18 protein-coding genes and 2 pseudogenes are annotated in these 19,786 nt (G+C 67.8%); 10 read left to right on the forward strand and 10 right to left on the reverse strand.

Annotated elements, in window-relative coordinates:
- The first annotated feature begins 215 nt into the window (after positions 1 to 215).
- Positions 216 to 1,145 carry an oxygenase MpaB family protein gene (locus DL544_RS02200; protein ID WP_139726672.1) on the forward strand — a complete coding sequence of 310 codons (930 nt, stop codon included), beginning with the start codon at positions 216 to 218 and terminating at the stop codon, positions 1,143 to 1,145.
- A gap of 110 nt (positions 1,146 to 1,255) precedes the next feature.
- Here the strand turns inward: DL544_RS02200 and DL544_RS02205 are convergent, their stop codons facing one another.
- Entirely contained in the window at positions 1,256 to 3,367 is a 2,112-nt protein-coding gene (locus tag DL544_RS02205) for a M13 family metallopeptidase (RefSeq protein WP_139726673.1), read from the reverse strand.
- Positions 3,368 to 3,543: 176 nt separating this feature from the next.
- Between DL544_RS02205 and DL544_RS02210 the strand changes: the two genes are divergently transcribed.
- Positions 3,544 to 6,606, forward strand: a complete 3,063-nt coding sequence (locus tag DL544_RS02210; RefSeq protein ID WP_065186681.1) for a bifunctional diguanylate cyclase/phosphodiesterase — start codon at positions 3,544 to 3,546, stop codon at positions 6,604 to 6,606.
- Between the two features lie 92 nt (positions 6,607 to 6,698).
- Here the strand turns inward: DL544_RS02210 and DL544_RS02215 are convergent, their stop codons facing one another.
- Positions 6,699 to 7,580 carry a LysR family transcriptional regulator gene (locus tag DL544_RS02215; RefSeq protein WP_139726674.1) on the reverse strand — a complete coding sequence of 294 codons (882 nt, stop codon included), beginning with the start codon at positions 7,578 to 7,580 and terminating at the stop codon, positions 6,699 to 6,701.
- A gap of 95 nt (positions 7,581 to 7,675) precedes the next feature.
- Between DL544_RS02215 and DL544_RS02220 the strand changes: the two genes are divergently transcribed.
- From DL544_RS02220 to DL544_RS02230, 3 genes are all read left to right on the forward strand, one after another.
- Positions 7,676 to 8,086 (forward strand): DoxX family protein, encoded by a 411-nt coding sequence (locus tag DL544_RS02220; RefSeq protein ID WP_065196179.1) that lies wholly within the window; start codon positions 7,676 to 7,678, stop codon positions 8,084 to 8,086.
- A 31-nt stretch (positions 8,087 to 8,117) separates the two neighbouring features.
- Positions 8,118 to 8,906, forward strand: coding sequence for a dioxygenase family protein (locus tag DL544_RS02225; RefSeq protein WP_005415110.1), 789 nt, complete (start codon positions 8,118 to 8,120; stop codon positions 8,904 to 8,906).
- Between the two features lie 116 nt (positions 8,907 to 9,022).
- Entirely contained in the window at positions 9,023 to 10,672 is a 1,650-nt protein-coding gene (locus DL544_RS02230) for a Na+/H+ antiporter (RefSeq protein ID WP_005415111.1), read from the forward strand.
- Between the two features lie 79 nt (positions 10,673 to 10,751).
- Here the strand turns inward: DL544_RS02230 and DL544_RS02235 are convergent, their stop codons facing one another.
- Positions 10,752 to 11,000, reverse strand: coding sequence for a DUF3297 family protein (locus DL544_RS02235; RefSeq protein ID WP_005415112.1), 249 nt, complete (start codon positions 10,998 to 11,000; stop codon positions 10,752 to 10,754).
- Between the two features lie 90 nt (positions 11,001 to 11,090).
- Here DL544_RS02235 and DL544_RS02240 point away from each other — a divergent pair, with 90 nt between their 5' ends.
- Positions 11,091 to 11,633 carry a DUF6630 family protein gene (locus DL544_RS02240; protein ID WP_139726675.1) on the forward strand — a complete coding sequence of 181 codons (543 nt, stop codon included), beginning with the start codon at positions 11,091 to 11,093 and terminating at the stop codon, positions 11,631 to 11,633.
- 107 nt (positions 11,634 to 11,740) lie between these two features.
- Here the strand turns inward: DL544_RS02240 and DL544_RS02245 are convergent, their stop codons facing one another.
- The 5 genes and pseudogenes from DL544_RS02245 to msrB all read right to left on the reverse strand — a co-directional run bounded on the left by DL544_RS02245 (position 11,741) and on the right by msrB (position 14,976).
- On the reverse strand, positions 11,741 to 12,016 hold the full coding sequence (locus tag DL544_RS02245; protein ID WP_005415114.1) for a DUF4031 domain-containing protein: 276 nt from the start codon (positions 12,014 to 12,016) through the stop codon (positions 11,741 to 11,743).
- Between the two features lie 13 nt (positions 12,017 to 12,029).
- Positions 12,030 to 12,524, reverse strand: a complete 495-nt coding sequence (locus tag DL544_RS02250; protein ID WP_065196183.1) for a hypothetical protein — start codon at positions 12,522 to 12,524, stop codon at positions 12,030 to 12,032.
- A 97-nt stretch (positions 12,525 to 12,621) separates the two neighbouring features.
- The gene (motB, locus tag DL544_RS02255; protein WP_065186684.1) at positions 12,622 to 13,560 is read right to left on the reverse strand and encodes a flagellar motor protein MotB; all 939 of its coding nucleotides are present in this window, start codon (positions 13,558 to 13,560) and stop codon (positions 12,622 to 12,624) included.
- Between the two features lie 3 nt (positions 13,561 to 13,563).
- Positions 13,564 to 14,417: pseudogene (gene motA / locus DL544_RS02260) on the reverse strand (flagellar motor stator protein MotA).
- Between the two features lie 91 nt (positions 14,418 to 14,508).
- On the reverse strand, positions 14,509 to 14,976 hold the full coding sequence (gene msrB / locus DL544_RS02265) for a peptide-methionine (R)-S-oxide reductase MsrB (protein WP_005415117.1): 468 nt from the start codon (positions 14,974 to 14,976) through the stop codon (positions 14,509 to 14,511).
- A 140-nt stretch (positions 14,977 to 15,116) separates the two neighbouring features.
- Here msrB and DL544_RS02270 point away from each other — a divergent pair, with 140 nt between their 5' ends.
- A complete protein-coding gene (locus tag DL544_RS02270; protein ID WP_053498066.1) occupies positions 15,117 to 15,488 on the forward strand; it encodes a hypothetical protein in 372 nt (123 codons plus the stop codon).
- Between the two features lie 143 nt (positions 15,489 to 15,631).
- Positions 15,632 to 15,811 carry a lana protein gene (locus DL544_RS02275; RefSeq protein ID WP_065186685.1) on the forward strand — a complete coding sequence of 60 codons (180 nt, stop codon included), beginning with the start codon at positions 15,632 to 15,634 and terminating at the stop codon, positions 15,809 to 15,811.
- A gap of 111 nt (positions 15,812 to 15,922) precedes the next feature.
- Here DL544_RS02275 and DL544_RS02280 read toward each other — a convergent pair whose 3' ends face one another.
- Positions 15,923 to 16,402: a winged helix-turn-helix transcriptional regulator gene (locus DL544_RS02280; protein WP_005407919.1), complete on the reverse strand. Its 480-nt coding sequence runs from the start codon at positions 16,400 to 16,402 to the stop codon at positions 15,923 to 15,925.
- A 149-nt stretch (positions 16,403 to 16,551) separates the two neighbouring features.
- Between DL544_RS02280 and DL544_RS02285 the strand changes: the two genes are divergently transcribed.
- A complete protein-coding gene (locus tag DL544_RS02285; protein ID WP_005415120.1) occupies positions 16,552 to 17,856 on the forward strand; it encodes a D-amino acid dehydrogenase in 1,305 nt (434 codons plus the stop codon).
- Positions 17,835 to 18,900 (forward strand): annotated as a pseudogene (alr, locus tag DL544_RS02290) (alanine racemase). Before DL544_RS02285 ends, alr begins: the two are co-directional and overlap by 22 nt.
- Positions 18,901 to 19,081: 181 nt before the next feature.
- Here alr and DL544_RS02295 read toward each other — a convergent pair.
- Positions 19,082 to 19,645 (reverse strand): DUF3016 domain-containing protein, encoded by a 564-nt coding sequence (locus tag DL544_RS02295; RefSeq protein WP_049412742.1) that lies wholly within the window; start codon positions 19,643 to 19,645, stop codon positions 19,082 to 19,084.
- Between the last annotated feature and the right edge of the window lie 141 nt (positions 19,646 to 19,786).

Below are 19,786 nucleotides of genomic sequence, written 5' to 3' on the forward strand. Positions count from 1 at the left end.
CCAAGCGGCGCAAGGCTTTGACCGGCGGGAGTGAAAATTGGCGCGATGCAGCATCGCAGTCGCGGCCTGCGACAGGATGTCGCAGGGTGAAACGTGCTGCGGCCGCACATGAAACCGTCGCTGAGCGGGGAGGCTCGCCGCAGGAGGCGTGATCGCCGAGAATCGGAGCCAACCGCGCAAGACGCGACTGTTCTTCCGCCTTTCCTGGACCTGTGATGCCGGCTCTGCTGCAGCGACTCTCCCGCCCCGTCACCGCGCCGATCCGACGCTGGGTACTGGACGCCTTCCCGCGCGGCCAGAGCGGCATCGATTACGACCATCCGCAGGGCGACCCGGGCTGGTTCGGCCCGGACAGCGTCACCTGGCGGCTGCACGCCGAATTTCCCTCGATGCTCGCCGGTGGCCTGTGCGCGCTGATGCTGCAGACACTGCACCCACGCGCGCTGGCCGGGGTCTATGACCACTCCAATTTCCGCCAGGACCTGGTGGGTCGGCTGCGCCGCACCACGGCCTTCGTTGCCGGCACCAGCTATGCGCCCAGCGGCGAGGTGGAGGCGCTGGTGGCCAAGGTGCGCCGCATCCATGCGCAGATCCGCGGGCAGACCGCGCAGGGCGAGCCCTACGCCGCCGACGATCCGCAACTGCTGACCTGGGTGCACGTGACCGAAGCCTTCGGTTTCCTGCAGGGTTTCCGACGCTACGGGCGCGAGGTGCCGGCGCACATCGCCGATCGCTATTACGACGAGTACCGTTGCGTGGCCGAGGCACTGGGCGCGGTGGACGTGCCGCGCAGCGAAGCGGAAGTGGCGGCGTACTTCTGTGCACGTCAGCCGGAGCTGCGTGTGGATGAGCGCTCGCGCGAGGTGCTGGAGGTGCTGTCCGGCGTGCGCCTGCCGGTACCGGTGCCGGGGCTGTCGCGCGAGGTGTTCCTCGGTGCGGGCGCGGCGCTGCTGCCGGACTGGGCCGAAGGCATGCTTGAACGCAGTGGCCGCCAGCGCGCGCAGGCGGCGGCGTCTGCGAAGCTGATGCAGGGCATGGCGCCGCTGTTCCGCTGCGCACTGCCCGATGGCCTGGCCAGTCGCGCCTGTGCACGCATGGGCGCGCCGGTGGAGATCCTGCGCGAGTGGCCCGCGGTTGCCTGGTAGGTGCCAAACTTGGTTGGCACGCCTTTCACGCGGTGCCGCGGAAGCGCCAACCAAGGTTGGCAGCTACCCGCAAGTGAAACGGGCGCCTTGCGGCGCCCGTTCCGGTTACATCACCACACCTTGACCCGCTTGTCCGGGGCCAGGTACAGCTTCTGGCCTTCCTTCACCTCGAACGCCGGGTACCAGGCGTCGATGTTGCGCACGGTCAGTGCGCGGAACTGGCCCGGTGCATGCACATCGGTCAGCAGCGAGTTGCGCAGCGCCTGCTCGCGGCTCTTGCTGCGCCACGCCTGGGCGAAGCCGAGGAAGAAGCGCTGGTCCGGGGTGAAGCCTTCCAGGGTCTGGCCCGGCTTGCCCTGCAGCGACAGCTGGTAGGCATCGTAGGCGGTGCCCAGGCCGGCCACGTCGGCGATGTTCTCGCCCAGGGTCAGCTTGCCGTTCACATGCACGCCCGGGAACGGCTCGTAGCTGCTGAACTGCGCGGCCAGCGCATCACCGGCGGCGTTGAACTGCTTCAGGTCCTCGGCGGTCCACCAGTTGTGCAGCTTGCCGGTTTCATCGAACAGCGCACCGGCGTTGTCGAAGCCATGGCTGATCTCGTGGCCGATCACCGCGCCAATCGCACCGTAGTTCACCGCGTCGTCGGCGGCGCCGTCGAAGAACGGCGGCTGCAGGATCGCCGCCGGGAACACCAGGCGGTTTTCCAGCGGTACGTTCATCGCATTGATGGTCTGCGGCAGCATCGCCCACTCGCTGTGGTCGACCGGCTTGCCCAGCTTGGCGATGTTGCGCTGGTACTCGAACAGCTCGGCGCGCTGCGCGTTGCCCAGCGGGTCATCACGGCGGATCTCAAGGCCAGTGTAGTCGCGCCACTTCTCCGGATACCCCATGCCCACGGTCAGGCCGGTAACCTTGGCCTTGGCATGTGCCTTGGTCTGCGGCGACATCCACGACAGCGCGTCGATGCGCTTGGCGAACGCGGCGATGATGTTCTTCGCCATCTCGTCCGCGCGCTCCTTGGTCTTGGCGTCGAAGTGCTTCTCGACATAGCGCTTGCCGATGGCTTCGCCGACGGCATGGTTGGCATCATCCACGGCGCGCTTCCAGCGGTCGCTCTGCTGCGGCGTGCCGCTCAGCGCGGTGCCATGGAAGGCGAAGCGGGCATCGGCGAACTTCTTCGGCAGGTAAGCGGCGGCACGGTCCAGCGCGTGGAAGGCCAGGTAGTCCTTCCAGGCGTCCAGCGGCTCGGTGGCGACCAGCCTGGACAGGCCGGCCACGGCCTTGGGCTGCCAGACGATGAAGTCCTGCTGGTTGCCCAGCCCGGCCGCATCGAGGAACGCGCTCCAGTCCATGCCCGGCGCCTTGGCATTGAAGTCGGCCTGGGTCCAGGGGTTGGCGCCCTTGGTCACATCATTGGTTTCTTCCTGGGTGGCATGCGCCTGCGCGATCTTCGTTTCCAGCGCCAGGATGCGCTGCGCCTTGCCAGCCGGGTCGGCCACACCGGCCAGCTGCAGCATCTGCGCGATGTAGGCCTGGTACTGCTTGCGCAGCTCGGCCATGCGGCCATCGCCCAGGTAGAAGTCACGGTCGGGCATGCCCAGCCCGCCCTGCACCAGGTACGGCGCGGTGCGGTCCGGTTGCAGCATGTCCACCGAGACCCACAGGCCGAACAGGCGGTCGGTGTAGAAGTTGGTGGCGTTGAGCAGGTCGACGTCGGCGCGCAGGTCGCCGCCGAGGGCGCGGGCCAGCCCGGCCTTGTCGGCGATCGCATCGATGGCCTTCAGCTGCGGCTGCACCGGCGCCAGACCGCGCTGCTCGATGCCAGCCTCGTCCATGTAGGCGGCGTAGTAATCGCCGATCAGCTTGTCGTCACCGCTGGCCTTGGTGTTGCCGGCGGCACCTTCGAGAATGGCGCGGGTGTCGGCCAGGGTCTTCTCGGCAATGACGTTGAAGCTGCCGAAGCGCGAGCGGTCGGCCGGAATCTCGGTGTTCTTCACCCAGGTGCCATTGGCGAAGCCGAAGAAGTCGTCGCCGGCGGCGATGCTGCGGTCCATGCCGCTGGCATCGAAGCCGAAACTGCCCAGCATCGGCTTGGCCGCAGCGGGGGCGGCATCGGCCGGCGCGGTGGCACCGGCGGCCGGTTCGGCCGGGCGGTCACAGGCGGCCAGGGACAGGCTGGCAACGATGGCCAGCGCCAGGGTGGGACGGCGCAGCTTGGACATGGACTTCTCTTGCAGCGGAAAACCCCAAGTCTAATCCGCTCCGGCGCCACTGGCCGCGTCCTTGCGCCGCCCGTCCTGTGCAGGATCTGGCTGAACGCGCAGACGCGATCTTCACGCCGTCACCGGGGTGGTGCATGCTGGACCCTGGAGCCCTGCGTGGACACGGGGAGGTGGCCATGCAGGGTGGGGTCAGGCGTCAAGAATGGCGTCCGCCGGCCGTTGAGGTCGGGGACGTGGAGGATTCGTTCGCGCATGAAGCCAGCCGACTGCACAAGGAAGATCAACCGATGCCCGCGCTGAAACGGGCGTTGGCACGGCCGCTGCGCGCCATCACCTGGGGCGGTGTGCTGCTGGGCGTTCTGCTGGTGACCGGCCTGACCCTCATGCTGGTCAATGACTACCACCGCCGCCTGGAAGCGGCGCAGCGGCAGAGCCGCGCGCTGGCGGTGGGCAGCGAGCGCCTGCTGGCGCTGGAGCTGCGCAACCTGGAACGCGCCCTGTCCGGCATCGCCGCCGACGCCGCCGAGGTGTTCCGCAGTGTGCCGGTACAGGCGCCGGCCTTGATGGATGCCTCCATCGGCGGCGTGCTGCGCCGGCATGCCGAGCTGCACAGCATCGTCGTGCTCGACAGCCATGGCCGACCGCTGACGGCCGGCACGGGCGACCTGCAGCTGCCGCTGTGGACCGATCCGCAGCGCCGTGGCCTGGGCAGCGCGCTGTACATCGGCCCGCCGCAGCGGGCCAGCGATGGCGGCTGGGTGGTGCCGCTGGCGCTGGCGATGGCCGACGGGCGCTGGCTGCTGGCGCGGCTGCGCTGTGGCGAACTGCAACGCATCGTCGGCGGCCTCGATGTCGGCCCCAACGGACTGGTCTCGATCAGCGATGCCGAGGGTTACATGCTGGCCCGCGTGCCTGATCCGCACGGCACGGTGGGCCGCCGCTACGACCTGCCGCGCCGTGACCTGCTCGGCACGCAGGCGGTGGTCGAGCTGGGAAGCGTGCCGGGCGTGGTCGACGGCGTACCGCGCATCATCACCATCAGCACGCTGGAACACAGCCCGCTGGCGGTGCAGGTCGGCCTGGCCGACGAAGACGTACTGGCGCCGTGGTGGCCGTACCTGCAGGCGTCGGTGGCGATCGTACTGGCTTACATCGCGGTGTTGCTGGTGCTGCTGTACGCCGTGCGGCGCAGCACCCGCAGCCAGCAGGCCATGGCCGAGGAGCTGAAAACAGGCCACGCCGAGCTGCGTCTTGCGCACCAGGTTGGTCGTGTCTGTACCTGGTACGTGGATGAGGACGCCGCACTGCTGCGCTGGTCGCCGCTGGCGCGCGAGATCTTTGGCGTGCAGACCGATGCGCTGCCGGTGGCCGATTTCTTCGCACGCGTGCACCGCGACGATGCCGCGCGCCTGCAGCATGCCTTTGACCAGGCATTCGCCGGCAGCGCCGTGCTCGACCAGGTGTTCCGCCTGGTATTGCCCGGGGGCGAGGTGCGCTGGGTGGGCGCACGTGGGCAGCGGGTGGAAGTGGCCGACAGCGAGCGGCGCATGATCGGCGCGCTGACCGACCTGAGTGAGCGTTACCAGGCGCGCGAGCAGGTGAGCGAGGTCGAGCGCCGCTTCCGGCTGCTGTTCGACCGCAATCCTGCACCGTTCTGGGTATTCGACCCGGATACGCTGCGCTTCATCGAGGTCAACGACGCTGCGGTGCGCCAGTACGGCTACAGCCGCGACGAGTTTCTGTCGATGAGCATCCTCGACATCCGCCCGCGCGAAGGCTGGGACGAAGTGCGTGGTGCCATCCAGCGCGCACAGGTGGGCGATCCTCCGGACGCGACCGTCCGCCTGCACCGGCGCAAGGACGGTAGTGTGTTCGAGGTGCGCGCACACCTGTCCAGGCTCGATTTCGACGGACAACCCGCGTGCCTCGTGCTGGCCGAGGATGTCAGCGAACGGCTGGCCTACGAGCGTGACCTGGCCTATCGGGCACGGCACAACCCGGCCACTGGCCTGCTCAACGTGCGCGCCCTGACCGAACAGCTGGACGAGCAGCAGCAGGGCTACACCATCGCCTTCGTGCAGTTGCGTGGCCTGCAGCTTGTGGCCGATACGCTGGGCCGTGAGATCGGCGATGCGGTGCTGCAGTCGATGGCGACCCGGCTCGGTGGACTGGGGGCGCGTTGCGGCACGCTGGCATTCCAGCCGGCGGAAGACTTCGTGTTCGCGATCGGGGCCGAGCACGATACCCAGCGCGTGCTGGATGACCTGCTGCAGATCGTGTCAGCGCCGATGCGTGGCAAGGATTCACTGCACCAGTTCGAACCGCGCATCGGTGTGGCCGTGCACACTGCCGGTGACGGCCACAGCGCCGAGCAGGTGATCGGCATGGCCGCGCAGGCCGCGCACGCGGCGCGTGCCGAGGGCAACGTGGTGGTCTGGTTCGATGCGGCAGTGACCACGCGGCTGGCCGACCGCCTGCGCCTGGCCGGGCGCATCCATGCCGCCATCGACAACGAGTTCCAGCTGTACTTCCAGCCGATCCGGCACGCCAGCGATGGCAGCCCGGCCGCGCTGGAGGCCCTGCTGCGCTGGCCGCAGGCCGATGGCAGCTTCATCCCGCCCAACGAGTTCATCCAGCTGTGCGAGGACACCGGGTTGATCCTGGCACTGGGCCGCTGGGTGATCCGCGCCGCGGCGAAGGCACAGCGGCGGTTGGTCGAGGCCGGTTGGGGCGAGCTGCCGATTGCAGTCAACGTGTCGGCAGTGCAGTTCTTCAACAGCGACCTGGTGGCCGAATTCACCCGCGTCCAGCAGGAGTTCGGACTGGCCCGCGGCGCACTGCACGTGGAGCTGACCGAGAGCAGCCTGATGCGCAAGCCGGCGCAGGCGATGCAGACCATGCAGCGCCTGCACGAGCAGGGCATCAGCGTGTCGCTGGACGATTTCGGCACCGGCTATTCCAGCATGTCCTACCTGCAGCACCTGCCGCTGGACATCCTGAAAATCGATCGCAGTTTCGTCGCGGACGTGGAAACCAATCCGCGCAACGCTTCGATCTGCCGCGCATTGCTGTCGCTCGGCCACAGCATGGGCCTGACCATCATCGCCGAGGGCGTTGAAACGCCGGGGCAGCTGGACTGGTTGGCTGCGCATGGCTGCGACCAGGTGCAGGGCTACCTGCTGGGGCGGCCGGCGCCGCTGGAGCGGATCATCGACGCGCTGGATGAAGTCCCTGCCTGATCGGGGCTTCGTATTTGCCGGCCAGCGGCCGGCACTACCCGACTGAAGCATGACGGTAGTGCCGGCCGCTGGCCGGCAGGCACCCGACTCGGCTACACCCCGGCCTCCACCAGGTGGTCGATGAAACTGCGCACCTTCGGCGCCAGGTGGCTGCGGCTGGCATACACCACGAAGATGCCGATCGGCGAGGCCTCCCATTCCGGTAGCACGCGTACCAGGCGGCCATCGGCCAGCGCGTGTTCCAGCAGGAAGTCGGGTTGCAGGATCACACCCATGCCGGCGATCGCCGCTTCGCGCAGCACGTCGCCGTTGTTGGCGTGCAGCAGGCTGTTCACCGCCACCTTCACTTCACCGCCGGGTCCCTGCAGCGGCCAGTGGTCGCCAGCGGCCCAGTAGCTGTAGCTCAGGCATGCGTGATCCTGCAGGTCCTGCGGCGTCTGTGGGGTACCGCGTGCAGCCAGGTAGGCCGGCGCCGCGCACAGGCTCACCCGCGATTCGCCCAGCCGGCGCGCGATCAGCGCCGGGCTCGGCTCGCGGGTGATGCGGATGGCCACGTCGTAGCCTTCCTCGACCATGTCCACCAGGCGGTCGGACAGGGCCAGGTCCAGTTCCACCTGCGGGAAGCGCTCGCGGTAGCTGGCCAGCAACGGGCCAAGGCGGGCGATGCCCCAGCTGACCGGTGCGTTGATGCGCAGCGTGCCCGAGGGTTCCAGCGCCTGCGCGCCGATGCTGGCCTCCAGCGCGTCGAACTCGGCCAGCAGGCGCACGCACTGGGCGTAATAGGCGGCGCCGGTGCTGGTGGGGCTGACCCGCCGCGTGGTGCGGTGGAGCAGGCGGGTGGACAGGCGCTTTTCCAGTGCCGCGACCTGGCGGGTGACGCCGGCGGTCGACATGCCCAGGGCCTGTGCCGCGGCACTGAAGCCGTTGCGCTCGACCACCGCTACGAACACGCGCATCGCCTCGAGGGTGTCCATTGTTGCGCCTTATGAAATAAATACCGTCAGACGATCGTATTTATCGGCTCGTGAAGTAGCAATAACCTGTATCCACTCCCTTCAAGGTGCTTCCCATGCACACCGCCCCCCCTCCCGTTTCGCCGCTGGCCCCTTACGGCGCCACCCTGCTGCGCCTGGCCCTGGGCGTGCTGTTCCTGGTCCATGCGCTGATCAAGCTGCTGGTGTTCACCCCGGCGGGCACGGCGGCATTCTTCGAATCGTTGGGCCTGCCCGGCGTGCTGGGTTACCTCACCATCGGCGCCGAGCTGGTGATCACCACTGCGCTGCTGCTGGGCATCTACGCGCGCTGGGTCGGCCTGGCCGGCGTGCCGCTGCTGCTGGGCACCATCGTCACCGTGCACGGCGCCAACGGCTTCGGTTTCGCCAATGCCGGCGGCGGCTGGGAATACCCGGCGTTCTGGGCACTGGCGCTGGTGGTGCTGTTCCTGGTCGGCGACGGCAAGTGGACCCTGCGTTCGCGCTGATCGCCGCCTGATCCTGCAACTGGAGCATTCCATGTCCCGCCTGCCTTCGTTGTACATCTCCCACGGCTCGCCGATGACCGCCCTGCATCCGGGCCAGGTCGGCGTGCGCCTGGCCGAGCTGGCGCGCGACCTGCCGACGCCGCGCGCCATCGTGATGGCCTCGGCGCACTGGCTGGGTCGGCAGCCGCTGGTCGGCGCGCATCCGCAGCCGCCGACGATCCATGACTTCGGCGGCTTCCCGCGCGCGCTGTTCGAACTGCAGTACCCGGCGCCCGGCGATCCGGCGCTGGCCGAAGAAGTGGCCCGCCGCATCGCCGCTGCCGGCCTGCCGGTGGCGCTCGACCCTCAGCGTGGCCTCGACCATGGCGCGTGGGTGCCGCTGCGGCTGCTGCGCCCGCAAGCCGACATCCCCGTGGTGCCGCTGTCGATCCAGCCGCTGCTCGGCCCCGGGCACCAGTTCGCGCTGGGCCGCGCGCTGGCGCCACTGCGTGAGCAGGGCGTGCTGCTGGTCGGCTCGGGCAGCATCACCCACAACCTGCACGACTGGGGCGACTACCAGGACGGCAAGGAAGCGTCGTACGTGCGGCCCTTCATCGAGTGGGTCGAGCAGCGCCTGGCCGCCGATGATCGCCAGGCCCTGTTCGACTACCGCCGGCAGGCACCGTTCGCCGAACGCGCGCACCCGACCGACGAGCACCTGCTGCCGCTGTTCTTCGCGATGGGCGCAGCCGGCGAGGACGGCTTCGGTGCACGCCGCATCGATGCCGGCATCGATGCCGGCTTCCTCGCCATGGACCTGTACCGCTTCGACGGGGCATGAGCCGGGGCTGACGCGCGACCGCCCCGGCCGTCGCGCTCATGGCCGCATGTGGTAGTTTTTTCCGGGTTTCCGGCGCTGGCCTTCGAGCCTCCCGCGCGCCGCTTCCTGGAAGAAGCATGCATACCATTGAAGTCGTCCTGGCGATGCTGGTGGCCGTTGTCGCCAGCGGCTACCTGGTTCGCGTCCTCCCGTTCTCGTTGCCGCTGCCGCTGGTGCAGATCGGCCTGGGCGCGGTCATCGCCGGGGTGTTCAACCGCGGCCACGCGCTGGAGCCGGAAGTGTTCTTCCTGCTGTTCCTGCCGCCGCTGCTGTTCCTTGATGGCTGGCGCATCCCCAAGCAGGGCCTGTTCCGCGACAAGGGCGCGATCCTCGAACTGGCGTTCGGCCTGGTGGTGTTCACCGTCATCGGTGCCGGCCTGCTGATCCACTGGATGATTCCGGTGATGCCGCTGGCGGTGTGCTTTGCGCTGGCGGCCATCGTCTCGCCGACCGACCCGGTGGCGGTCGGCGCGATCGCCTCCAAGGCACCGATTCCCAAGCGACTGATGCACATCCTGGAAGGCGAGTCGTTGCTCAACGATGCGTCCGGCCTGGTCTGCTTCCGTTTCGCGGTGGCGGCGGTGATGACCGGCTCCTTCTCGCTGGCCACGGCCTCGCTGACCTTCCTGTGGGTGGCGGTGGCCGGCCTTGCGGTGGGCGTGGCGGTCACCCTCGGTGTCTCCACCTTCCAGCGCTGGTTGTGGCGCCGCTTCGGCGAGGAACCGGGTGCGGCGATGCTGGTCAACCTGCTGATTCCGTTCGCGGCCTACCTGCTGGCCGAAGAAATCCATGCCTCGGGTATCCTCGCTGCCGTAGCGGCCGGTATCGCGATGAGCTACGTCGAGCTGACCGGCCGTGTCTCCGGCAGCATGCGCGTACAGCGCGCGGGCGTCTGGAACATGCTGCAGTTCAGCTTCAACGGCATCATGTTCGTGCTGCTGGGCGAGCAGCTGCCCGGCATCGTCGAGCGTGCCACCACCACCATGAACGAGTCCGGCCACCAGAGTGCATGGTGGCTGCTGGTGTACGTGGTGGTGATCAACCTGGCGCTGATCCTGTTGCGCCTGCTGTGGGTATGGTTGTCGCTGCGCTGGAACCTGCTGCGTGCACGCCGCCGAGGCCTGGAACGCGGCGAGGCACCGAACTGGCGCATCGTGGTGGCGACCTCGGTGGCCGGCGTCCGCGGCGCGATCACCCTGGCCGGCGTGCTGACCCTGCCGTTGTTCCTGCCTGATGGCAGCGCGTTCCCGGCGCGCGACCTGGTGATCTTCCTGGCCGCGGCGGTGATCCTGTTCTCGCTGGTCGGCGCCAGCGTGGCGCTGCCGCAGCTGCTGAAGGGCCTGCAGCTGCCGGCCGATTCGGGCGAGCGCAAGGAAGAGGACCTGGCACGCCGGCTGTCGTCCAAGGCTGCGCTGGCCGGGGTCGAGCGCATGCGCCAGCAGCTGGTGATGAACCAGAACACCGAGAACGTGCAGCTGTACAACGACGCTGCCTCGCGGGTGAGCCTGCTGTACCAGCGGCACCTGGAGAAGGACAACGACGGGCCCGACGTGGACCCGGAGAAAGTGCGGCGCATGGAGCTGGGTTACCGCCAGCTGCGCAGCGCCGGCCTCAATGCCGAGCGCGAGGAGCTGTTCCGGTTGACCCGGCGCGGGGTGATCTCCGATGAGATCTCGCGGCGCCTGATCCGCAACCTGGACCTGCTGGAATCGCGCAAGCGCGAGTGACTCGGCGGCCATGCGCCGTCGAGCGGGGTCAGATCCCTTTCCGCAGGAAAGGGATCTGACCCCGGGTCGGAACATCCGGTTATTCCGGCTTCTGGTCCAGGAAATACACCTCGACCTTGCCCTTGACCTTGATCGTCATCGGGTTGCCGCGGCGGTCGCGGGCCTTGCCGGCCTGCACGCGGATCCAGCCTTCGCTGACCGAGTATTCCTCGACGTTGTCGCGCTCGACGTCGTTGAAACGCACGCCGACGCCGCGCTCCAGCGCCTGTGCATCATGGAAGGGGCTGGCCGGATTGATCGCCAGGTGGTCGGGAGGGGTATCGCTCATCGCTTCATTCACAGTGACGGCCACCAAGGCCGGCTTCAGCGGCACAGGATAAACCGTAGAATGCCGGCCTGCCCCAGAGGACGTTCCGCCATGCCCGACAACAGCGACTATTTCGACTTCGAGGAAGACATCCACGACTTCGACGAGGATGGATTCGAGGCGCGGGTCTGGAACCTGCTGGTGCTGATCAACCCGGGCGACGAAGAGTTGGCCCTGCAGCAGTTCAACCGCTGCCGCGAGCACCTGTCCGAGGACGGGCAGCCGCTGGAAGCGGACAGCGACTGGTTGCCGGCGCTGTTCACCGCCATCGCCTGGCAGTCCGGTTTCGAGGTGGAGCGCGACGACCTGGAATCGCTGCAGTCGGCGGTCAACGAGCTGTCGGCGCGCTTCAACCTGCAGCTGGACTGGGGCGGCGACCTGGATGACGAGGACTTCGCCGAGGACCTGGACGGTGTGCAGCTGATGTCCACCGCCTTCGACCGCCTGCGCGAGCACAACTACACGCTGTGGAGCGTGGATACCGGCAGCGACGGCTTCACCGGCGTGATGGCGCTGACCCGTGACGACGACGCGATGCTGACGCTGTGCTCGCTGCTGAACGTGGAGATCCGACTGGGCAGCGACCCGTTCTGAACGGGCCGGCAGCGCTGCGCATGTAGAGCCGAGCCCGCGCTCGGCTGCAGTCCGCGTAGAGCAGCCGAGCATGGGCTCGGCTCTACAGGAGGCAAACGGCAGCGCGCCTACGGCCGGTACTGCGCCCTGGCGTTGGCAATCACCGCTTTGACCAGGTCACGATCGGTGTGCCGGGAAATCGCTCGCGCGCCAAGCGCGATCGCCTGCGTACGCAGCTCGGCCGTGACATCGTAGTGGGCACCGCTGGCCTTGTTCTGGAAGGCCCGCGGTGGGATGCCGAGCTGCGCCGCCATCGCGTGCAGCTCGGCCAGGGTGTCGGCCATCAGGTGCGCCCAGCGCTGTCCGCGCCAGGGATGCACCGCGTCATCGACGTAGACCGTCACCGCCGCGGCCGGTTCAGGCCTGCGGCTTGCTGTCGCTGTCAGCGGCCGGGCTGGCCTCGGCGTCGGCAGCAGCTTCAACCACATCGCCTTCGGCGGCCTCAGTGGCTTCTTCGCCTTCTTCGGCTTCCACGGTCTCGAACTCGGACACCAGCTTGTCCAGGTACTCGTCAGCGGTCTGGCCGGATTCGGCGGCCAGGGCGTCCAGCAGCTTCTGCAGCAGCTCGGAATACTCCAGGTTGACCTTGCGGCCTTCCTTTTCCTGCACGTTGGACAGGTGCTTGAGCATGGCCAGCATCGGCACCGGGTTCTCGGCGTTGCCCATGGTCTGACCACCGATGGCCAGCAGCCATTCGCGGCCCTGCAGGCCGATGGCGGCGACCACCTGGCCGTCTTCGTTGGTCAGCACGGCATGGTTCTGCACCTGCTGCTGGGCATTCAGGCGCAGGAACGGGCGCTTGGCCTGCTGCTTCTTGCGCTTGTCGCGCTTGGCCTTGGAGTTCTGGGACATGGGGTGGGGTCACCTGGAAACGGAAAGACCGCCATTGTAGCGGCCGCACGCAGGTGGGGTCAGATCCCTTTCCAGGGGAAAGGGATCTGACCCCGGTTCAGTGCGCCTCACCCTGCGCGGCCTGCACGTCCGGGTCGGCGGTCGGCGCCGACAGCCCCACCTGCGGGCCGGCACCGGCCAAGGCGGCAGCTTCGGCGGCCTGGGTCATCACCACGATGCTGATGCGGCGGTTGATCGGGTTCTGCGGGTCGGCCTTGTCGAACAGCACCGATGAAGACAGACCGACCACGCGGGTGATCTTGTTGTCCTCCAGGCCGCCGTCCACCAGCGCGCGGCGGGCGGCATTGGCACGATCGGCGCTCAGTTCCCAGTTGCCGTAGCCACGTGCAGCCGAATAGGCGGTGATGTCGGTGTGGCCGGTCAGGCTGATCCGGTTCGGCACGTGGTTCAGGTAGTTGGCCAGCTCGTGCAGGATCTGCTGCGTGTACGGTTTCAGCGTGGCGCTGCCGAGGTCGAACATCGGCCGGTTCTGCTTGTCCACGATCTGGATGCGCAGGCCCTCCGGGGTCAGGTCCAGCAGCAGCTGGTCCTTGAACGGCTCCAGGGCCTGGCTCCTGCTGATCGCTTCCTGCAGCTCCTTCATCAGTGCTTCCAGCTGCTGCTTGTCGCGCTGCTGCTGGTCCACCGGCTGCGGTACCGCTTCCTTCTGGTTCTGGAAGGGGTCGTTGCTGTTGCCACGCGAAATGTCGGTGGCACCGCCCAGCTTGATCATCGAGGTGCTGGCGCCGCCCGGGCCGGCCATGCCGGGCGCCGGCGTGGCGCTCTGACCGCTCAACGGGCTGGGGTTGCGGAAGTACTCGGAAATGGCCGCACGGTCGTTCTTGTTGGTGGTGGCCATCAGCCACAGCACCAGGAAGAACGCCATCATCGCGGTCACGAAGTCGGCATAGGCCACCTTCCACGAACCACCATGATGGGCGGCGTGGCCGGCCTTCTTGACCCGGCGGACGATGACGGTGGGCTTGGTCTCGGCCATGGCTTACTTGACCGTCTTCAGGTGCTGCTCGAAATCGGAGAAGGCCGGGCGCACGTTCGACGGCAGCGTCTTGCGGGCGAACTCCAGCGCGATCTTCGGGTTGTAACCGCGCAGGCAGGCCAGCAGGGCGGTCTTGACCGATTCGTAGATGCGGCTGTCCTGCTCGGCGCGGGCCTCCATCGCGGCGGCCATCGGGCCGACGAAGCCGTAGCCCAGCAGGATGCCCAGGAACGTACCGACCAGCGCGCCGGCCACGTGGCCACCGACCTCGACGATGTCGCCACCGATCGAGCCCATGGTGATGACGATGCCCAGCACCGCGGCGACGATGCCGAAACCGGGCAGCCCGTCGGCGACCTTGGTCAGCACCTGTGAGGGGGCCATGGCCTCGGCGTGGTGCTTTTCCAGCTCCAGTTCCAGCAGCGGTTCCAGCTCATGCGGCTCGATGTTGCTGCCGATCATCAGGCGCAGGCAGTCGGTGATGAAATCGATCAGGTGGTGGTCGGCCTGCACCTTGGGTAGTTGCCGAACAGCGCGCTTTCGGCCGGGCGCTCGACATGGTCTTCCAACGCCATGAAGCCTTCGCGGCGGGCCTTGTTGAGCAGTTCATAGAGCAGGCTGAGCACATCGATGTAGTCCTGCTGCTTGTAGCGCGGGCCCTTGAACACACCCACCATGGCCTGCAGGGTCTGCTTGACCGTCTTGGCCGGGGTACCGACCAGGAAGGCGCCGAGCGCGGCGCCGCCGATGATGACCAGCTCATAGGGCTGCCAGAGGGCACCCAGGCGGCCGTGGGCACCGAGGTAGCCCCCGATCACGCTGATGATGACGACCAGGAATCCAACGATGATGAGCATGGGGCGACGCAAGGAGAGGGGATATCTCCTTGTCGGCCCGTCGCCCGGTTTTCTGAAGAGGGAATTCTGTGAAATCGGTCAGCGGGGTGTTTCAGCCCGCCACGCCGCTTTCTGCGCCGCCACGCTGCAACGGATCGGGCCAGGGCTCGCCATTGCCGGTGAACGAAAGTGAGACGGAGTTCAGGCAGTGGCGCTCGTAGGTGGGCGGCGGACCATCCGGGAACACGTGGCCCAAGTGGCTGCCGCAGCGCGCGCAGGTGATCTCGGTGCGCACCATGCCGTGGCTGGTATCACGGATCTCGCGCACATGCGCGGGGTCGAACGGGGCAAAGAAGCTGGGCCAGCCGGTGCCGGAATCGAACTTGGTGCTGGAGCGGAACAGTGGCAGCGCGCACAGCCTGCAGCAGTAGACCCCCTCGCGCTTGTTGTCGAGGAACACGCCGCAGAACGGCGCCTCGGTGCCGTGCTGCAGCAGCACGCGGCGCTCCTCGCTGCTGAGGCCAGCGATCAGCGCCTCGGTCTGGGTGGCAGTGGGGGGCGTCAGGTCGAAAGCGGTCATGGCGGCGCTCCGTGGGGTCGATGGCCTGGGGATGGCGGAAAACGTGGGGGTGAAGACGCGACCTTGCAAGTGTGATGGCCGTTCATGGGCGGCACACAGGGGCGGGCGCAAGGTGAACGCGATCCACGCCGGAGCGTGCCATGAAACCAATCCTTCCCCTGCTGCTGGCCCTGTTGCCCATCGTCGCGCTGGCGCAGGTGCCGACCGCCGACCCGACTGCGACCCGCAGCGCGACCACCGTGGCCCCGCAGCCCGTGGCACCACCGCCACAGGCCGCTCGCCCGCAACCGCAGGTGCTGCCGTCGCCGCAGCCGGCGCAGCCGATCAGATCCACCGGGCCGGCCCGGGTCGCGCCGACGCCGGTGCCGAAGCCGGCCGACAAGGTCTATGACCGCAATGGCCGCATCGTTCCGGGCGTGCGCCCGGCCGGCCCGAACCGCGTGTTCGATTCGCGCACCGGCCGCTATTACGACAGCGTGCCGGCCGGCGATGGGCAGCAGATCAAGCGCTGAGTCCTGGCGCCACCAAGGTTGGCTGCTGGCTGACGCTGAGCGGGCTGAACGCACAAAAACAGCATCCAGCCGATCACTGCTTTTTCGCCTGCGATTAACCGTTGCGGGACCACCGTGGCCCTGCGCCGGCATTCCGCCGCCGCATGTCCTTCGTCCACTGGATCGCGACCATGAAAAACCAGCAGAACCGTCATCCCGGCAAGGAACCGCAGGGCCGCAACCCGCAGCAGCAACAGCAACAGCAACAGATGGAGCCGCAGCCGCCGCACAAGGGCGGCAAGCAGCAGGAACAGCGCACGCAGAAGCATCCGCAGCAGCGCTGACTGCCGCCATGACCGGGGTCAGAGCCCGCTGCGCGGGATCCGACCCCTTGCCAGATGCCGACCGGGGTCGGATCCCGCGCAGCGGGCTCTGACCCCAACCGGTTCCCAGCTTCAATCCGGAATCGGCAGGCTCAGCGTCTCCTTCACCTCTTCCATCACGATGTAGCTCTTCGACTCACGTACATGCGGCAGTGTCAGCAACGTGCTGCCGAGCAGCTTGCGGTAGGAAGCCATTTCACTGATCCGTGCTTTCAGCAGGTAATCGAAGTCGCCCGACACCAGGTGGCACTCCAGCACGTTGGGCAGCTTCAGCGCTGCGCGCCGGAACTCCTCGAAGATGTCGCCGGACTTGTAGGCCAGGCTGATCTCCACGAACACCAGCAGGCTGGCCTTTACCGCGGCCGGGTCGAGGTGGGCGTGATAGCCGGTGATTACCCCTTCGCGTTCCAGGCGGCGCACCCGCTCGGTGCACGGGGTGGTCGACAGGCCGACCCGCTCGCCCAGCTCGGTGAAGGAGATGCGGCCTTCGGCCTGCAGGATGCGCAGGATCTTGCGGTCGATCTTGTCCAGTTCGCGGGTACGGGTGGCCATGGCCGTCAACCTTGGGGAATGAATTGCAGGAGAACATCCTGCCGGTTGATTTCGATTCAGGCAAATCAACTGGTATTGGCTGTCTATACTTCCCCAATTATGGCCCCGGCACGCTCCAGTGCAGGGAATGATCGGGTTGGAGAAGTCCCATGCGAGTCCTAGTTCTCGGCAGCGGCGTGATCGGCACTACCAGTGCCTGGTACCTGCGACAGGCCGGGTTTGAAGTCACGGTCATCGACCGCCAGCCCGGCCCAGCGCTGGAGACCAGCTTCGCCAATGCCGGCCAGCTGTCGTTCGGCTACACCTCGCCGTGGGCGGCGCCGGGCGTGCCGAAGAAGGCGATCGGCTGGCTGTTCGAGAAACACGCGCCGCTGGCGATCAAGCCGGGCATGGACCTGGCCCAGTACCGCTGGCTGTGGCAGATGCTGCGCAACTGTACCCACGAGCGTTATGCGATCAACAAGGCGCGCATGGTGCGCATGTCCGAGTACAGCCGCGACTGCCTGAACGAGCTGCGCGCGCAGATCGGCATCGAATTCGAAGGCCGCGACCTGGGCACCACCCAGTTGTTCCGCACCCAGCAGCAGCTGGATGCCTCGGCGCAGGACATCGAGATCCTGGCCCAGTACGGCGTGCCGTACGAGGTGCTGGACCGCGCCGGCATCATCCAGGCCGAACCGGCCCTGGCCCACGTCGATGGCCTGGTCGGCGCGCTGCGCCTGCCGCGTGACCAGACCGGCGACTGCCAACTGTTCACCCGCCGCCTGGCGCAGATGTGCGTGGATGCCGGCGTTGAATTCCGCTTCGACCAGGACATCACCGGCCTGGAGTTCGATGGCGACCGCATCACCGGCGTGCGCATCGACGGCAAGCTGGAAACCGCCGACCGCTTCGTGGTTGCGCTCGGCAGCTACTCACCGGCGCTGGTCGCACCGCTGGGCATGCGCCTGCCGGTGTACCCGCTGAAGGGTTACTCGCTGACCCTGCCGATCACCGACCCGGCGATGGCGCCGACCTCGACCATCCTCGATGAGAGCTACAAGGTGGCGGTGACCCGCTTCGACGACCGCATCCGTGTCGGCGGCATGGCCGAGGTGGCCGGCTTCGACCTGTCGCTGTCGCAGCGCCGCCGCGAGACCCTGGAACTGGTGGTCCGTGACCTCTACCCGAAGGGCGGTGACCTGTCGCGCGCGCAGTTCTGGACCGGCCTGCGCCCGGCTACGCCGGACGGTACGCCGGTGATCGGCGCCACGCCGTTCCGCAACCTGTACCTCAACACCGGCCACGGCACGCTGGGCTGGACCATGGCCTGCGGCTCGGGCCGCTACCTGGCCGACCTGATGAGCGCGCGACAGCCGCAGATCAGCACCGAAGGCCTGGATATTTTCCGCTACGGCCAGTACGGTCACGCGCCGCAACACGAGAACCGCACATGCGTCCTGCCCGCGCGCTGATCGATCTGGGCGCCCTGCGCAGCAACTACCGCCTCGCCCGTGAACTGGGCGGGGCAAGGCGCTGGCGATCATCAAGGCCGATGCCTATGGGCATGGCGCGGTGCGCTGTGCGCAGGCGCTGGAAGGCGAGGCCGATGGTTTCGGCGTGGCCACCATCGAAGAGGCACTGGAGCTGCGCCAGGCCGGCATCCGTGCGCCGATCCTGCTGCTGGAAGGCATCTTCGAGCCCAGCGACATGGCGCTGGTGGCCGAGCATGACTTCTGGTTCGCCGTCGGTTCGCCGTGGCAAGTGGAGGCACTGGCGGCGTTCGACAGCCCGCGCCCGTTGACGGTGTGGCTGAAGCTGGACAGCGGCATGCACCGCCTCGGCCTGGACGTGGACAGCTTCCGCGCGGCGCATGCACGCCTGTCGGCGCTGCCGCAGGTCGAGCGCATCGTGCTGATGACCCACCTGGCACGTGCCGACGAACTGGACAGCGAGCGCACCCGCGAGCAGGCCGCGACCTTCGCGCGCGCCATCGACGGCCTGCACGGCGAGACCAGCGTGTGCAATTCGCCGGCGCTGCTGGGCTGGCCGGAGGTGCGCAGCGATTGGGTGCGGCCCGGCCTGATGCTGTACGGCGCCAACCCGCTGCCGGACAGCACCGCGCTGACCGCGCGCCTGCGCCCGGTGATGACGATGCAGTCCAAGGTGATCGCCGAGCGCTGGATCGAAGCCGGTGAACCGGTGGGATATGGCGCACGCTTCGTGGCCAAGGCACGCACCCGCGTAGGCGTGGTCGCGCTTGGCTATGCCGACGGTTACCCGCAGTTCGCCCGAACGGCACCCCGGTGCTGATCGACGGGCAGCCCGGCGGCCTGATCGGGCGCGTGTCGATGGACATGTTGACGGTGGACCTGACCGCGCATCCGCAGGCCGGCATCGGCAGCGTGGTGGAGCTGTGGGGTTGCGCGCCGACGCTGTCGGAGCTGGCGCCGCGCTGTGGCGTGAGTGCCTACCAGCTGCCGTGCGCGGTCAAGCGTGTGGCGAAGGTGTACGTGTAGAGCCGAGCCCACGCTCGGCGCCTTGAATGCGTGTCGACCAAGGTCGACACCTACCGATGGGCTTTACGCGTAGCGGTCGCCCGGTACGGGGCGCCGGGCGCGACTCTGGTAGCGGCCGACCTTGGTCGGCGCCCTGTAATGCGTGTCGATCAAGGTCGACACCTGCCGATGGGCCTACGGCCTACCGTGCTGCGGTGGCCTGCGCTGTCAGCTGCCGCTTCACCCAGTCGTCGATCAGGCGCTTCTCGTAGCGCAGTGGATCGCTGTCGCTCTTCAGGCCGATGTTGTGCAGGTAGCCGGTATCGCTCAGGCGCGCGTCGCCCTCGCTGACGATGCGGCCGCTGGCGTCCTTCAGCGTGTACTGCAGGCTGATCCGCGGTGGGTAGATGTCGCGCATGATCCGGATGTCGCGGCCGCGCGGGCCGTGCCACGGCTCGTAGTCACCGGCGCGCTTGATGTCGACCAGGGTCACATCAAGCGTCTGTCCCGGTTGCAGCGGTTTGGCGGCAGCGGTCTGCAGGTAGCGTGCCAGCTGCTGCACCCAGTCGCCACGCTCGGCCTCGAAGCGGTTGGTACTCTGGCGGATCTCGGTGAATTTGGCCGGATCGTCCCACTTCACGCTGACCGGGCCATCGGCCTGCAATGCGCGGGGAGCTTCCGGGTCGGTCACGGTGCGCGGTGCCGCACTGGCGCCGCCCGCCGCCAGGGCGCCTGCCAACAGGGCAATCGCGAGTGAGCGTTTCATCACGGTCTCCTGCGTCCCCTCGATGGGGGCGATGTTGATCACAGATCGAGTGTGATCCTGCTTCCCGGTATCGGCAATGGCCGCATGCGTCGTCTGCAAGAGCGGTTGCCGCCAATTCATCGACGTCAACCATGACTGACG

Origin of the sequence: Stenotrophomonas sp. pho (assembly GCF_006228405.1) — a bacterium.
In the GTDB taxonomy this organism is placed as follows: Bacteria; Pseudomonadota; Gammaproteobacteria; order Xanthomonadales; family Xanthomonadaceae; genus Stenotrophomonas; species Stenotrophomonas sepilia.

Coding starts and splice junctions, on each gene's coding strand:
- DL544_RS02200 (WP_139726672.1), top strand. CDS start 216: ATGCCGGCTCTGCTGCAGCGACTCTCCCGCCCCGTCACCGCGCCGATC.
- DL544_RS02205 (WP_139726673.1), bottom strand. CDS start 3,367: ATGTCCAAGCTGCGCCGTCCCACCCTGGCGCTGGCCATCGTTGCCAGC.
- DL544_RS02210 (WP_065186681.1), top strand. CDS start 3,544: ATGCAGGGTGGGGTCAGGCGTCAAGAATGGCGTCCGCCGGCCGTTGAG.
- DL544_RS02215 (WP_139726674.1), bottom strand. CDS start 7,580: ATGGACACCCTCGAGGCGATGCGCGTGTTCGTAGCGGTGGTCGAGCGC.
- DL544_RS02220 (WP_065196179.1), top strand. CDS start 7,676: ATGCACACCGCCCCCCCTCCCGTTTCGCCGCTGGCCCCTTACGGCGCC.
- DL544_RS02225 (WP_005415110.1), top strand. CDS start 8,118: ATGTCCCGCCTGCCTTCGTTGTACATCTCCCACGGCTCGCCGATGACC.
- DL544_RS02230 (WP_005415111.1), top strand. CDS start 9,023: ATGCATACCATTGAAGTCGTCCTGGCGATGCTGGTGGCCGTTGTCGCC.
- DL544_RS02235 (WP_005415112.1), bottom strand. CDS start 11,000: ATGAGCGATACCCCTCCCGACCACCTGGCGATCAATCCGGCCAGCCCC.
- DL544_RS02240 (WP_139726675.1), top strand. CDS start 11,091: ATGCCCGACAACAGCGACTATTTCGACTTCGAGGAAGACATCCACGAC.
- DL544_RS02250 (WP_065196183.1), bottom strand. CDS start 12,524: ATGTCCCAGAACTCCAAGGCCAAGCGCGACAAGCGCAAGAAGCAGCAG.
- motB (WP_065186684.1), bottom strand. CDS start 13,560: ATGGCCGAGACCAAGCCCACCGTCATCGTCCGCCGGGTCAAGAAGGCC.
- msrB (WP_005415117.1), bottom strand. CDS start 14,976: ATGACCGCTTTCGACCTGACGCCCCCCACTGCCACCCAGACCGAGGCG.
- DL544_RS02270 (WP_053498066.1), top strand. CDS start 15,117: ATGAAACCAATCCTTCCCCTGCTGCTGGCCCTGTTGCCCATCGTCGCG.
- DL544_RS02275 (WP_065186685.1), top strand. CDS start 15,632: ATGTCCTTCGTCCACTGGATCGCGACCATGAAAAACCAGCAGAACCGT.
- DL544_RS02280 (WP_005407919.1), bottom strand. CDS start 16,402: ATGGCCACCCGTACCCGCGAACTGGACAAGATCGACCGCAAGATCCTG.
- DL544_RS02285 (WP_005415120.1), top strand. CDS start 16,552: ATGCGAGTCCTAGTTCTCGGCAGCGGCGTGATCGGCACTACCAGTGCC.
- DL544_RS02295 (WP_049412742.1), bottom strand. CDS start 19,645: ATGAAACGCTCACTCGCGATTGCCCTGTTGGCAGGCGCCCTGGCGGCG.